This window comes from Paraburkholderia sp. GAS32, assembly GCF_050434225.1.
Taxonomy (GTDB): Bacteria; Pseudomonadota; Gammaproteobacteria; order Burkholderiales; family Burkholderiaceae; genus Paraburkholderia; species Paraburkholderia madseniana.
In genome coordinates this window covers 1-12,857 of the sequence record NZ_JBNPVS010000044.1, presented here as the reverse complement: position 1 = coordinate 12,857, position 12,857 = coordinate 1, and the positions used below count along the sequence as shown (strand labels likewise).

Annotated in this window: 13 protein-coding genes; 2 read left to right on the top strand and 11 right to left on the bottom strand. The window is 62.4% G+C overall.

The window, feature by feature from the left end; all coding sequences use genetic code 11:
- Window positions 1-18 precede the first annotated feature (18 nt).
- Genes P3T25_RS37105 through P3T25_RS37095 form a run of 3 tightly spaced genes read right to left on the bottom strand, consistent with a single transcriptional unit; the run spans window position 19 to window position 2,027 of the window.
- The gene (locus P3T25_RS37105) at window positions 19-807 is read right to left on the bottom strand and encodes a hypothetical protein (protein ID WP_168436028.1); all 789 of its coding nucleotides are present in this window, start codon (window positions 805-807) and stop codon (window positions 19-21) included.
- A gap of 11 nt (window positions 808-818) precedes the next feature.
- Window positions 819-1,685, bottom strand: coding sequence for a DUF2092 domain-containing protein (locus tag P3T25_RS37100; protein ID WP_266240245.1), 867 nt, complete (start codon window positions 1,683-1,685; stop codon window positions 819-821).
- Window positions 1,686-1,730: 45 nt separating this feature from the next.
- The gene (locus P3T25_RS37095; protein WP_154567627.1) at window positions 1,731-2,027 is read right to left on the bottom strand and encodes a hypothetical protein; all 297 of its coding nucleotides are present in this window, start codon (window positions 2,025-2,027) and stop codon (window positions 1,731-1,733) included.
- A 361-nt stretch (window positions 2,028-2,388) separates the two neighbouring features.
- Between P3T25_RS37095 and P3T25_RS37090 the strand changes: the two genes are divergently transcribed.
- Window positions 2,389-2,916 (top strand): hypothetical protein, encoded by a 528-nt coding sequence (locus tag P3T25_RS37090; protein ID WP_154567626.1) that lies wholly within the window; start codon window positions 2,389-2,391, stop codon window positions 2,914-2,916.
- Window positions 2,917-3,060: 144 nt separating this feature from the next.
- Here the strand turns inward: P3T25_RS37090 and P3T25_RS37085 are convergent, their stop codons facing one another.
- Together P3T25_RS37085 and P3T25_RS37080 are read right to left on the bottom strand one after the other, a co-directional pair.
- Window positions 3,061-3,459 (bottom strand): hypothetical protein, encoded by a 399-nt coding sequence (locus P3T25_RS37085; RefSeq protein WP_154567625.1) that lies wholly within the window; start codon window positions 3,457-3,459, stop codon window positions 3,061-3,063.
- A 73-nt stretch (window positions 3,460-3,532) separates the two neighbouring features.
- Complete coding sequence (locus P3T25_RS37080) at window positions 3,533-3,781, bottom strand: hypothetical protein (RefSeq protein WP_233465437.1); 249 nt, start codon at window positions 3,779-3,781, stop codon at window positions 3,533-3,535.
- On the opposite strand from P3T25_RS37080, the gene P3T25_RS37075 reads away from it, so the two are divergent.
- A complete protein-coding gene (locus P3T25_RS37075; protein ID WP_429361999.1) occupies window positions 3,765-3,917 on the top strand; it encodes a hypothetical protein in 153 nt (50 codons plus the stop codon). The genes P3T25_RS37080 and P3T25_RS37075 overlap by 17 nt on opposite strands.
- A 5-nt stretch (window positions 3,918-3,922) precedes the next feature.
- Here P3T25_RS37075 and P3T25_RS37070 read toward each other — a convergent pair whose 3' ends face one another.
- The 6 genes from P3T25_RS37070 to P3T25_RS37045 form a co-directional block, all read right to left on the bottom strand.
- On the bottom strand, window positions 3,923-6,646 hold the full coding sequence (locus P3T25_RS37070; protein ID WP_429361997.1) for an MGH1-like glycoside hydrolase domain-containing protein: 2,724 nt from the start codon (window positions 6,644-6,646) through the stop codon (window positions 3,923-3,925).
- Between the two features lie 22 nt (window positions 6,647-6,668).
- The gene (locus tag P3T25_RS37065) at window positions 6,669-7,247 is read right to left on the bottom strand and encodes a PqiC family protein (RefSeq protein ID WP_266240242.1); all 579 of its coding nucleotides are present in this window, start codon (window positions 7,245-7,247) and stop codon (window positions 6,669-6,671) included.
- Window positions 7,244-8,854: an intermembrane transport protein PqiB gene (locus P3T25_RS37060; RefSeq protein ID WP_266240241.1), complete on the bottom strand. Its 1,611-nt coding sequence runs from the start codon at window positions 8,852-8,854 to the stop codon at window positions 7,244-7,246. Before P3T25_RS37060 ends, P3T25_RS37065 begins: the two co-directional genes overlap by 4 nt.
- Window positions 8,847-10,145, bottom strand: a complete 1,299-nt coding sequence (locus P3T25_RS37055; RefSeq protein WP_154566528.1) for a paraquat-inducible protein A — start codon at window positions 10,143-10,145, stop codon at window positions 8,847-8,849. Before P3T25_RS37055 ends, P3T25_RS37060 begins: the two co-directional genes overlap by 8 nt.
- Window positions 10,142-11,692, bottom strand: coding sequence for an efflux transporter outer membrane subunit (locus P3T25_RS37050; RefSeq protein ID WP_171926677.1), 1,551 nt, complete (start codon window positions 11,690-11,692; stop codon window positions 10,142-10,144). The genes P3T25_RS37055 and P3T25_RS37050 overlap by 4 nt, the downstream gene beginning before the upstream one ends.
- 1 nt (window position 11,693) lies before the next feature.
- On the bottom strand, window positions 11,694-12,857 hold a 1,164-nt coding region (locus P3T25_RS37045; protein WP_429361994.1), incomplete at its 5' end, for an efflux RND transporter permease subunit.

Here is a 12,857-nt window from a genome sequence, read left to right as displayed (position 1 = left end):
GACCCCGCTGGACGTTCCTCAAGGTGCAGGCACCACGCGGTAGTAAACACCGTTCGCGCCGTAGGCGGGCTGGAACCACGTATTACCGCATAGGTAGTATGTGCCGCCCTGAACCGCGGGCCTTATGCAGCCTGCCGGTAGCGCCGCGTAGATCGCACCCATGGCGAACGTCGTACTGACGGGTGCGGGTGCAGGCGGGGCTGTCGTTGCCCCAGCGACGTAGCCTGCGTTGTAAGCATTCGACGCAGCGGCGTTCGTGTTGGCCGAAGCTATGGCCGCGCCCGCCGCCACACCGACTGCTACGCCCGCTGCGGCTGCGCCGGCGGTAGACCAGCCGCCGCAGTTGTAGCAGCTAGATCCATAATTGTTCACTGTGACCGGAGGATGGTAGGCGGGGTACCTGGCGCCGTAATAAGCGCTATGGTAGGCGGTCGCACCCGAGGCGCTCGTGTAGCTCGTATAACCCGAGCCTGCGGCATGGTAAGCCGAACCGCCATACGCGTTGGTGGCGCTGGTGCCCTGGCCATAGGTGTGGGTCGCGCTCCCGCCATATCGGTTGGTGAAGCTCGTCTGTCCAGATCCTTGTGCGTGCGTTGCGGTGTCGCCGTAGCGGCCGGTCGCGGTCGTGCCCTGGCCGTATGTGTGCGTTTCGCTGCCGCCCCACGCGTTGCTGCGGGTTGTCGACCCCGAACCGGGCGCATGCGACGTGCTGCCTCCGTAATAGTTGGCATGCGACCATGCACCGGCTGCACCCGCTGTGAGCGCCGGGACGAGAAGACCCACCAGACGGATGACGGCTTTCTTCACGATGCGTCTCCTTATTGAGTCCCGGCGTGCTTGCTTCTCGGCGGCGGCTTCATTCCTGGCGCATCGCTCGCGTCCGGACGCGCGAACGCAATGCGGGCCGCGCCAGCTGCTTTGGCGGCATTAAAGGTATCCGCCGGAATGGCGGGATCCAGTTGCCAGTCGGAGAGTTCTAGTACATGGCGCAACTGGGCACGATCATTGAGGTAAATGGCGTAAATACGGCGCGGAAGCTTGTCCTGCGCTCCGATCCAGACCTGTATGAACACATCCCCAGTGACATACGCCACCATGTCCGTTGTCGTGCCGCCGACCACGTTCGATTGACCGATGTAGAAAGCGATCTTCAGTCCGTCGGCGATGTCCTTGTAGGGATCCGCGACGATCACATCGGTAAACGGGAAATAGATTGCCCCGGAATCGAAGGCCACCTGTAACGCGGCGTCGATTGTCGGGGGCGCGTCGGCGATCGCGACCAGGTTCTCCAACGGCGCGAATGCCGTCATGGTTTTGCCGTCGTAATAGAACTCTGACGGTGGCCCGTCGCCGGATGTGATGACCCTAAGCTTGTCCGGCCGCCGGACTGTTACCTCCGACCTGGTGGAATAGACGAGCGGCGGACCGAGGCGGCTCGGACTCTCATAGGAGACGACCGAAGTGAACGACATCGACCTGGCGGCGGCAAGGCGGGCGCTCGCCGCCTTGAGGATGTCGATCGCGCGTGGCTCGAGTCCGGGCTGGAACGCTGGCGCGGCAGGCTTCGCCGCCGGCCTGGCGGCTGCTTTCTGCGTGTGCTGTGTTTGCTGGGCGTTGCCGCTTGCAGCGAGGAAAACGCTCAGCATAACGATGGTTACGCCCCACTTCAATTTCTCGCAGGTCATCGCGGCCTCGGTAAGTAACCCGGTTTCACGGCGTGCCCGACGACATCATGGAATCATGCCGCATTCAAACATCTTGTTGGCAATCGGTGCTGCCACCCTATTGATGAAAGCGGCGCGCATCTGCGGATCGTCGCGCAGCATCTGCATGGCCTCCTGCTCTCTCTCGGGCTTGGGTCGCCCCTGTTTCTGGGCTTTCTCCTGCCACAGTTGCTCGCAGGACGATTGCTGGTACTTTTGAACGAGCTTGTCGGCGACCATGTCCATCATCGGGTATTGAGCGGTGGCGGCGTTCGCGAACAGCAACGCAGGTACCATCGCAAACCACAGGAGACGCTTGATCATGAGCTTGTCCTCATTTCGTCAAAAAATGCGGCACTCGGGAAAGGGCCTGGGATCATCGCTTCCAAAGGGATGGCCTGGTTCTTGATTTTTTCGGGCGCCTCGTCCGCGAACGCGCGGTCAACCGTTTTCGCCTCTAAGATAGACTATGACACCAGCGTGGATGCGCATATTGGACCATGGTCCAATATGCGCTCAATGAAACCGGTCGCTTGTCGTCTATGCGCGATTGATTCCTCCCGGATCCGAGGAGGGGTATTGGGTCGCTAGACCCAACGTGGACGAACGGCGTCGCCAGTTCAGCCTCCGCTTTCAAGCCGTATCCGGTGGACGCTGGCGAAGCCAACCACATCGGGAGAGGAACATGAGCAAGCTGGCCGCCAGGATCAAGCATGAGTTCATGGAGATCCTACCGCCGACGATCTTCTTCTTCGTCATCCTCCACATCGTCGCGATCATTCGCGCGCTGACGACCTGGGGCACCGGGATCTCACTGCCGACATCGGCCTCCGTGACCATTACCGCCCTGATTCTCGGCAAATCGGTACTGATCGCCAACATGCTGCCTTTCATCAACCGCTTTCCCGAGAAGCCGCTGATATGGAATGCCAGCTGGAAGACGGCGATTTACACCCTCGTAGCGTTGTTCGTGCACTACCTGGAGCACCTGTATGACTACTGGAAGGAGGCCCCCGGCCTGGTTGCCGCCAATCATAAATTGCTGGCCGAGTTCAACTGGCCGCATTTCTGGGCGATCCAGATCCTGCTGGTGACGCTGATCGCCAACTACTGCGTGCTCGCTGAACTGGCTCGCGTGATCGGCCGCGACAAGCTCAAGGCGATGTTCTTCGGTCCCATGCCCACGAAACCGACCGGGCAGGCTGTTGGCTAGGTCAGCTTCAGGCAGGACGCGATAGTTTCCTGCAGGCAGGCGATCAAGGGCGTCTCTCGCGCCCCGAGAGGCGCTGCGCACCAGAAGGATTACTTCACGAATGACGCCCGCGAGGTGAAGTGGCGCGACCATCATCGAACTGAACTACGTCGGTGTGCAGGCCGCGAAGAGCACGAACACGTCTTCGTGGTTGACGAGCGTTGTGGACATCGCGCCAGTCTGTGTATCAAGCGCGACACTCCAGGCATAGCCCAGTTCCGTCCCTTGGAGAAGCAATTGTCCATTGCTCGGTTCCATGAACCGGATCTCGGTGCTGCGGTTCGGCCCGACTATGGTTTTCTTCGCAAAGTTGATACGCATGAACTGCGGCGCGCCGAGAATCGCCGGTAGCGTCCGATAGCAGACTTCCCCTACGTCGCAGAAGTGCGCGTCGATCGTCGCACACAGCAGCGGCTTGCTGCCGTCGAAGTCTGCACTGAGCACCCATGAAGGCGTGGCGCAAACAAGGACCGCCACGGCTGTTACCCGCAAACTCTTCAGCATGATTGCTTCTCCTGCCTGTCGTGAATCAGTGAGCGACCAGCGGACCAGGGATCGGGTGGGTGAGGTACGGCGCCTACTCGACGGTGTAGCCGCGACCGGTCATGCATGCTCCCACTGCGCGGTTGTATGTCGAAAGCTGACTCGACGCCTGCTGCTGCATGCCTTGCTGCTGCATGGCCATTTGCTGCTGCTCGCGCCGCATTCGCATGCCGCTGCCCATCGCGCCGACGAGCGCACCGATTCCTGCTCCCTCGCCCCAATGGCCGCCGGCCGCTCCGGTGACCGGGATCGTCCTGGTGACGGAGATGACGGGAAGCTTCACTCTGCTCTTCCCGATGCTCACAGCCTGCTTCACCGCGATGATCGTCCCCATTCTGTTGCGCTGTGAGCCCGTCTACGATTCGCTCGGCGAACGCGCAGCCCATGAACGACAAATCGCCGAGAAGTTCACCGAATAAAAAGGCTAGATTCCACCCACCTGCTCCCTTACGACCCTGGCCATCACGCGCCAGCGGTCGGTTTCCAGCACGGCATTCGCGTCGACGCGCGCGAACAGGTCCAGCAGAGGGGCGACGAGACCCGTCCAGCCCGTCTGATGACTCGCCCCAAGGCCCGCGCCATTGTCACCATGGAAGTACTCGTAGAACAGGATCAGGTCGCGCCAGTGCGGGTCGTCCTGGAATCTGGCCGTCCCGCCGTAGACAGGCCGCCGCCCTTTCGCATCGCGCAGAAACGTACCGGTCAGCCGGCGGACGATTTCCTGCGCCACCTCGAACAGCGTCATGTGCGGCCCCGAACCGGTTGGACATTGAACCTTGAACTCATCGCCGAAAAAACTGTAGAGATTCACCAGTGCCCGGACGATCAGCAAATTGACAGGCATCCACACCGGACCGCGCCAGTTGGAGTTGCCGCCGAACATGCCGGTATTCGATTCTGCCGGCAGGTACTGCACCTTGTACTCCTGACCACCGACATTAAGCACGAATGGATGGTCGAGGTGATAGCGAGAGAGGGAACGAATGCCGTGCGGCCCCAGGAACTCGTTCTCGTCGAGCAGGTAGCCGAGCACGCGCTCGAGTTTGCGCTTGTTGAGGATCGACAGAAGCCTTCGTTCCCTATGGCCGATGTAACCCGCATCGGTCGGGGCCACATGGGCAACCAGCTCGGGGTAGCGTTGTCGAAACTGAATGATCAGCTCCATCAGCTTCGGATAGCGAGTGACAGATTCCGCCTCGAATACAGTCGATGCGCACAGCGGCAACAGCCCCACCATCGACCTTACCTTCAGACGCATCGTCTGGCCGTCGGGGAGCCGCAACAGATCATAGAAAAAGCCGTCCTGCTCGTCCCACATCTCGTCCTGATGTTCGCCGCGACGGTCCATCGCATAGGCAATCCACATGAAATGCTGGACGAACTTGAAGGCGGCCTCCTCGTAGATCGGGTCGTACTCGGTCAGGATGATGGCGATCTCCAGCATGCTCTGGCAATAGAATGCCATCCACGCCGTCCCATCCGCCTGCTCTAGCGATCCGCCGGTCGGAAGCTGCGCGCTGCGGTCGAATACGCCGATGTTGTCCAGACCCAGGAATCCGCCGGCGAAGACGTTGTGCCCCGCTGGGTCCTTGCGGTTGATCCACCAGTTGAAATTGAGCATCAACCCCTGAAACGAGCGCTCAAGGAATCGCAGGTCGGCCCGTCCCAGCTCTTTCTCGTACTTGTACAGCCAGAGCGTGGCCGCGGCATGCACCGGCGGATTCACGTCGCTGAAGTTCCACTCGTAGGCCGGAATCTGCCCGCTTGGATGGAAATACAGGCTGCGCAACATCAATAGCAGCTGCTCCTTCGCGAAATCGAAATCAACCAGCGCGAGAGAGATCGTGTGGAAGGCCAGGTCCCAGGCCGCGTACCACGGATACTCCCACTTGTCCGGCATGGAGATCACGTCGGCGTTCAACATGTGAAACCACTCCGTATTGCGCACGTCGCGACGGGCGGCCTCGATCAATGGATGACTCCGATGCTCGCGCAGCCAGAGCTCGAGATCGAAGTAGTAATACTGCTTGCCCCACAGCATTCCCGCCAACGCCTGGCGGTGTACCCGGCGCTGATCTTCGGTCAGCGATTTGGGCGCGATCCGCTGGTAGAACTCGTCAGCGTCGGCGATGCGGGTATCGATCATGTTCCCGAAGTCGCCGAAGGCATTGTCCATTCTGGTTGCCGTCAGGCGCAGCTGGATGGTGTCGCTGCCGCCGCCGGATACGTCACAAACGTAATGGGCCGCGGCCTTGGTTCCCGTCCTGGCGGGATTCACTGCGTCGCCTTGCCCCGAGATGACGTACGCGTGGAACGCATCCTTGACATAGGGAGATGCGTTGGGTTGGTTCCACAGAAGCCTCGCATTGCTCTCGTTTTCGGTGAAGAGCGTCTCCGGGGCGCCATCGCAATGGAGCCAGTATTCGCCTAGCTCATGGTGAGTGGCACAAATGGCGCCGGGACCCGCCTCGCGCAGCGAGGGCTTGCGATTGTCCTCGCCCCACGACCAGGTGTTGCGGAACCATAGTGTCGGCAAGACCCGAAGCCGGGCCGAGTCCGGGCCGCGATTGTGAACGGAAATGCGAATGAGGATATCTTCCGGACCCGCCTTGGCGTATTCCACGAACACGTCGAAATAACGGTCGTCGTCAAAGACGCCCGTGTCGAGCAGTTCGTACTCGAACTCCTCACGTGATCGTCTTCGGTTGATCTCGACCAGATCCCGGTACGGATACTCCCGTTGCGGGTACTTGTAGAGGTACTTCATGTAGGAGTGGGTGGGCGTGCTGTCGAGGTAAAAGTAGTATTCCTTGACATCCTCACCATGGTTGCCCTCCCTGTTGGTGAGGCCGAAGAGGCGCTCCTTCAGAATCGGGTCACGCTCATTCCACAATGCCAGCGCAAAGCACAGCCGTTGCTTGTCGTCGCACAATCCGCCGAGTCCATCCTCGCCCCACTTGTAGGCGCGTGAGCGCGCCTGGTCATGGGTGAAGTAGTTCCAGGCATCGCCGTTTTCGCTGTAGTCCTCCCGGACCGTCCCCCACTGTCGCTCACTGAGATAGGGTCCCCATTTCTTCCATGGGACTTGAGCCTCACGCGCGGCGTTCAAGCGCGCCTGTTCCGCTACGTCCACGAATACGGGACCCATGCTTTTCCTCCGTGCGGATGGGCTACGGGCGGATCGAAGCGGAGATGTCGCGGCTGACCGTGACGAGGGCCCGGCTATAGGCAGCCACCAACGCATCGTAACCGGCGCCTGCACAGTGCTCTTGCACAGTGCTGCGTCCGCTGCGCGGCGAACCTTTCCCGGGCGGCGACACCGACCACAACACGTCGACCGTGGCCGCATCGCCGAGCGTGCCGTCAAAGCGCTGGACATCGAGCTGCACCCGGTAGGCCGAGGCCGGATCGCCGGCCATCGGGCGGGTGGACACGAATGCGCTGCCAAGCAGACGCGCGAGATCGGCGCGGACCACGTTCGGTATCTGGGTTTTCAAGGGATCCGCCCAGCGGGCGAATTCGTCGATCTCGACCTTGTTGTCACCGGAGCGAACCACGATCTGCGGCCGGTCGACGAGGTCAGGCACCGTCACCACCCCGATCAGCACCGTGACCGGAGTGGCGGCGGGGGCGCTCGCCTGCGGCGCCTGGGGACTCAATGTATAGAACTCCGACATCGGCGACGACGCACAACCGCACAACGCGGCGAGCGCCACCGCCATGGAAATGGGTAAGGATCGGCGCATCATTTCTTATCCTCCAGCTTGCCGCGGATCAGCGCCTCTGGATGGCGTTCGAGATAGTCCGCGAGGGTACGGAAGGCCGCCGCAGTGCGCGCGAGTTCACGCATTGCATCGGTGGTGCCCTGCTGCAACTGCGAGTTCGGCTGCAACGCACCGTTCGCCGAGTCCAGCGCCGTCTGCGCGGCGGCGAGCGTGTCCCGAGCCTGCGGCATCACCTCGGTGCGCAGCTGTTTGAGAAGTGAATCCGCATCCGCCAGCGTCTTTTGCGCGTCCTTGCCGATCCCTTCGAACGGGATCTTGTTCAGCTTGGCCACCAGACTGGTGACCGAATCCTGCAGTGACTGCAGTCCGCCAGGCACGGTCGGCAGTTCCGGCGGGTTCGCGCTCCAGTTCACCTCGGCTTTGGGCGCAGCGGGGAAGAAATCGAGCGCAACATACAACTGTCCGGTCAACAGGTTGCCGGTTCGCAACTGCGCTCGCAGGCCCTGCGAGACCAGCCATTCCGCCATCCGGTGGGGATCCGATGAGAGCCGGCCTCCGGACCCGCCAGACTGGTAACGCGATGTGAACCGCTCCGGATAAAGGCGCACCTCGACCGGAATGCTGAACTGCTTCTTGGCTTGATCGAAACGCGTATAGATCGCGGCCACCTCGCCCACCACGATGCCGCGGAAATCGACCGGCGCACCGACCGTCAACCCGCGCACCGAGTCGTTGAAATTGAAGACATAGCTCTCGATGATGCGGTCATGGCGCTTCATCGCCTCCGCGCGATCGTGGAACAGCATAAATTCGGTACGAACGGCAGCCTCGGACTGACCGGTCGTCTCATCCGGCGTCTGGAACGCAAGGCCGCCGATCAGGATCGCGACCACAGATTGCGTGTTGACCTTGACGCCATCGGTACCCAGGGACACGTCGACGCCGCTTGCGTGCCAGAACCGCGTATCGTTCTTCACGTACTTGTCATAGGGCGCGTTGACGAAGACCCGCAGCGTGACACCCTTGCCGTCCGCGTCGAGTGAATACGAGGTGATCTGTCCCACCTGCAGGCGTCTGAAGAAGACCGGGGAGCCGATATCGAGCGAGCCCATATCCTCGCTCTTCAGCACGAACTCCCGCCCGGGCACGCCGCTGGCGAAAACCGGCGGCGTCTCGAGACCGACATAGTCGCGCCGCGACTTCGTTGAGGCACCCAGATCCATGCCAATAAAGGAACCGGACAGCAGCGTACCGATGCCTGACACGGTGCCCCCGGAAATCCGCGGGCGCACGACCCAGAAACGCGTATCGTCGACCAGCATGCTTGACGCGTCCTTGACCACCTCGGCGGTCGCGACAACGCTGCGGTGGTCTCTCGACAAGGTCACGCTCTTGACCACACCGACATCCACGTTCTTGAACTTGATTTTGGTCTTGCCCGCTTCGAGACCTTCGCCGGTCGTGAAGCTGATGGTGACCGTCGGCCCCTGTTCGAGGACCGCCTTGACCGCGAGCCAGCCGCCGATCAGCACCGCAATGATCGGCACCAGCCAGACGATCTGCATGCGCCAGCGCGAGCGAGGCGTGGCCACCGCTTCAGGAAGCTCTGGTGGCACGGGAGGTCTAGACATGATGATCCTCCATCGCGTCCCAGATCAGGCGCGGGTCGAACGACATGGCCGCGAACATTGTCAGCACGACTACCGAACCGAACGCGACCGCGGCCGGCCCGGCCTGAATCGTGGCCAGCGCGTTGAACTGCACGAGCGCGACCAGAATGGTGATGACGTAGATATCGAGCATCGACCAGCGGCCCACCAGCTCCACCAGCCGATAGATGCGGGTTCGTTGCTGCAGGAGCATGACCGAGCGTCGCTGCGTGGAGATTACGAGGTACATCAGCGCCAGTATCTTCAGCATCGGCACCGCGATGCTGGCGATGAAAACCACCGCGGCGAGCGGCCATGAACCCGAGGTCCAGAGATAGACCACGCCGCTCAGGATGGTGTCCTTCTCCGAGCCGAACAGCGAACTGGTGTTCATCACGGGCAGCGCATTCGCCGGGATATACAGCACGATGGCGGCAATCAGGAAGGCCCAGGTGCGCGCGATACTGTCGGGTTTGCGCGCATGCAGATGGGCGCCGCAGCGCGGACACGCGGCGCCGTGCACATGAGCCGTCGACTTCACCAGCAGGCCACAGCTATGGCAGCTCAGCAGGCCGCAACGCAGGGCGGTATGGGCTGACGCGGCAGCGTCCGCCTCTGTCTTCGAGGCCGCATCGTCGAAGCTGCCCATGCGCCGCCAGAGTGCATGTGGATCGAAGGCGGAGCCGGCCGCCGCCAGCAGCAGCATGAGCGCGCCGAACGACCAGAGCGCGACACCAGGCACGACGCTCGCAATGTGCGCGAGTTTCACGAGAGCCACCAGCATGCCGAGGATCAGCACCTCGGTCATGCCCCACGGCTGCGCGAGATGCATCAGGCGAAACACAAAGTCGGCGTGATACGGGCGGCGGTTCAGTTGCAACGGCACCAGCAGATACGCCATCGCAGTCATCTGCATCAACGGCATCAGGAAAGTGGTCGCTAGCACGAGACCCGCGATCGGCCACATGCCGTCTTTGTAGAGCACGCGAACCGCACCGAGCAACGTCGTCTCGACGAGATCGCCGTTCACCGCGAGTCCGACAATCGGATAGAGATTGCTGATGAAGAACAGCACGACGCAGGTCAGCGTGAAGGCCAGTGCCCGGTCGGTGCTGTCGGGATGCGCGCGATAGAGCTCCGCGTGGCAGCGGCAGCAGCGCAGTGTGCCGTCGGGCGGCACCGCGGATTCGCGCTGCAGCAGATCGCATTCGTGGCAGGCGACGAGAGGGATCGGACCGGCCTCGTTTGCCTCGTTTGTCGTTGCGGTGGTCATTTAGGCTGCTCCGCGCCGGGCGCCGTGGTTGTCGGAGTCGTCGACGGATTCGTTGATTGAGTCCCCGACTGATCGCCAGCCTGACTGGCCACCTGTGCCACCGCCTTCTGCCCCATCACTCGCCCCGTCATCGCCTCGGCCTGCACAACCCAGCCGCCGCCCATCGCCTTGTAGAGACCGATCAGCGAGTTGAACATCAGGCCATTGGTCTGCGTGTAGCCAAGCTGCGCGTTGAACAAACTGCGCTCGGCATCCAGCACCTCGATATAGCTCGTATAGCCGCCTTCGAAACGCAGCCTCGCGAGCCGCGCATACGTACGCAACGCCTCCACCTGGCGCGCCTGCACGACCAGTTGCTCGCGCGACTTCTGCAGCGCGATGAGCGCATCGTCGACTTCCTGGAACGCGGTCTGGATAGCCTGCTGATACTGGACCAGCGCCTGTTGCTGTTGCGCCTCTGCCTGGCTGACCTGCCCGCTGATGCTGCCCGCCGTAAAGATCGGCACCGTCAGCGAGCCGGCGTACGACCAGACGCGCGCGGGTCCGGTGAACAGTTTCGAGAACTCGATACTCGTGGAGCCGAACAGGCCCGTCAGCGAAATCTGCGGAAAATACAGCGCACGTGCGGCACCGATCAGGGCATTGGCGGCGACCAGGTTCTGCTCGGCCTGCAGCAGATCGGGACGGCGCTCGATCAGATCGGACGGCAGACCTGCCGGTACGGCGGGCAGCACCAGTTCGGTCAGTTCGCGTCCGCGCAGGATCGGGCCAGGGTTGCGACCGAGCAGGACCGATAAGGCGTCCTCCTGCTGCGCGATCTGCGTCTCGAGCTGCGGAATCGTGGCGAGCGATGCTTCATATTCGGACTGACTCTGCGCGAGCTCCATCTGCGAGACATCACCGCCGGAAAAACGCGCCTGGAATACTTTCACCGATCCGGCGCGGCTGTCCGTGGTCGCTCTCGCGATCGCCAGTTGCTGGTCAAGGTCGCGCAGATTGATGTAAGCGGTGGCCACCGAGGCGACCAGCGAAAGGATCGTTGCGCGGCGGCCCTCCTCGCTCGCCAGCAGGCTCGCGCGAGCCGATTCGGTCTCCCGCCGCACCCGCCCGAAGAAGTCGAGCTCCCAGCCCACCGTCAGCGGCGCCTGGAACTCGTTGAAGACGGGACTCACGCCCGCCGGCAGCGGCGTCGGTCCGCGCTGCGAGGCACGCTGACGGGAGGCGTCGAAACCGGCGTTGACCTGCGGAAACAGCGCCGAGCGCGTCGTCACGAACTGGCCGAGAAACTGGTCGACGCGAGCGGCGGCGATCTTGACGTCCTTATTGTCAGCGAGCGCGGCCAGAATCAGATCGTTCAGAACCGGGTCCTGAAACTGCTCCCACCACCGCGTATTGGCCGCATCGACGGCTTCACTCGCTTCGAACCGGAAGTTCGCGGGCGTCGGCACGTTCGGGCGGACGTAGTCCGGGCCGAGCAGGCAACCGCCCAGCCCGATTGCCAGCAGCAAGGCGGGGAGCAAACGCAGCGGGAACGCAAAGCCTCGCATGTCAGTCGCCCTCACGTTGCGCGGAAGGCGTGACCGCAGGGCCGCCGGAGCCCGCAGGCTTTACCGGAAGGGGATCGGGACCGGAACCGCCATCACCCGCCTGCCCGCCGCTCGCACCCGGCGTCTTCTTGCCGCCGCTCTTTTCCGACATGGTTTCGAGCACGTAGAAGAACATCGGAATGAAGAACACCGCGATCACCGTTGCGCCCAGCATGCCGCCGATTACGCCCGTGCCGATCGAATGCCGGCTGTTGGCCGACGCACCGAGCGCGATGGCCAGCGGCACGCAACCGAGAATGAACGCGAGCGAGGTCATCACGATCGGCCGCAGCCGCTCGGTTGCCGCCGTCACTGCGGCGTCGTACACCGACTCGCCTGCTTCGCGATTGAGTACCGCGAACTCGAAGATCAGAATCGCGTTCTTGGCGGCGAGCGCGACCAGCATGGTCAGGCCGATCTGGAAATACACGTCGTTTTCGAGGCCACGCAACAGAATCGCGAGCAGCGCCCCGAACAAGGCAAACGGCACCGCCAGCAGCACGCCGAACGGCAGGCTCCACTTCTCGTATTGCGCGGCGAGAATCAGGAACACCATCACGAGACCGAACACGAACACGAGTCCCGAGGTGCCGCCCGATTGCCGCGCTTCGTACGCCTCACCGCTCCAGCCCACGCCATAGCCTGCGGGCATCACCTGGTCAGCCACTTCCTCGAGCGCATTGATGACTTGCCCGGAGCTGTAGCCTGGTGCGCCATTCGCCGTAATCTTGACCGCCGGAAAATTGTTGAAACGCGTGATCAGATCGGGGCCGGTGACGTACTTCGAGTTCACCACCGCCTTCAGCGGCACCATGTTGTTGGTTTTGCTCCGTACGTAAAGCTGGTTCAGATCCTGCGGCGTGAGACGGTACTGCGGTTCGGCCTGCAGGATGACCTGCCACAACCGGCTCGAACGGTTGAACTGCGAGACGTAGAGGGAGCCGAACATCGTCTGCATCGCGCTATACACTTCTTCGATCGGCACGCCGAGCGTTTCCGACTTGTCGCGATCCACGTCCACCAGCAACTGTTGCGACGACGCATTGAACGTGGACGTGACACGCGCCAGTTCCGGCCGGCTTTTCGCCTTCGCAACGAAGTCGTCCACCACGCCGGCCAACTGCGA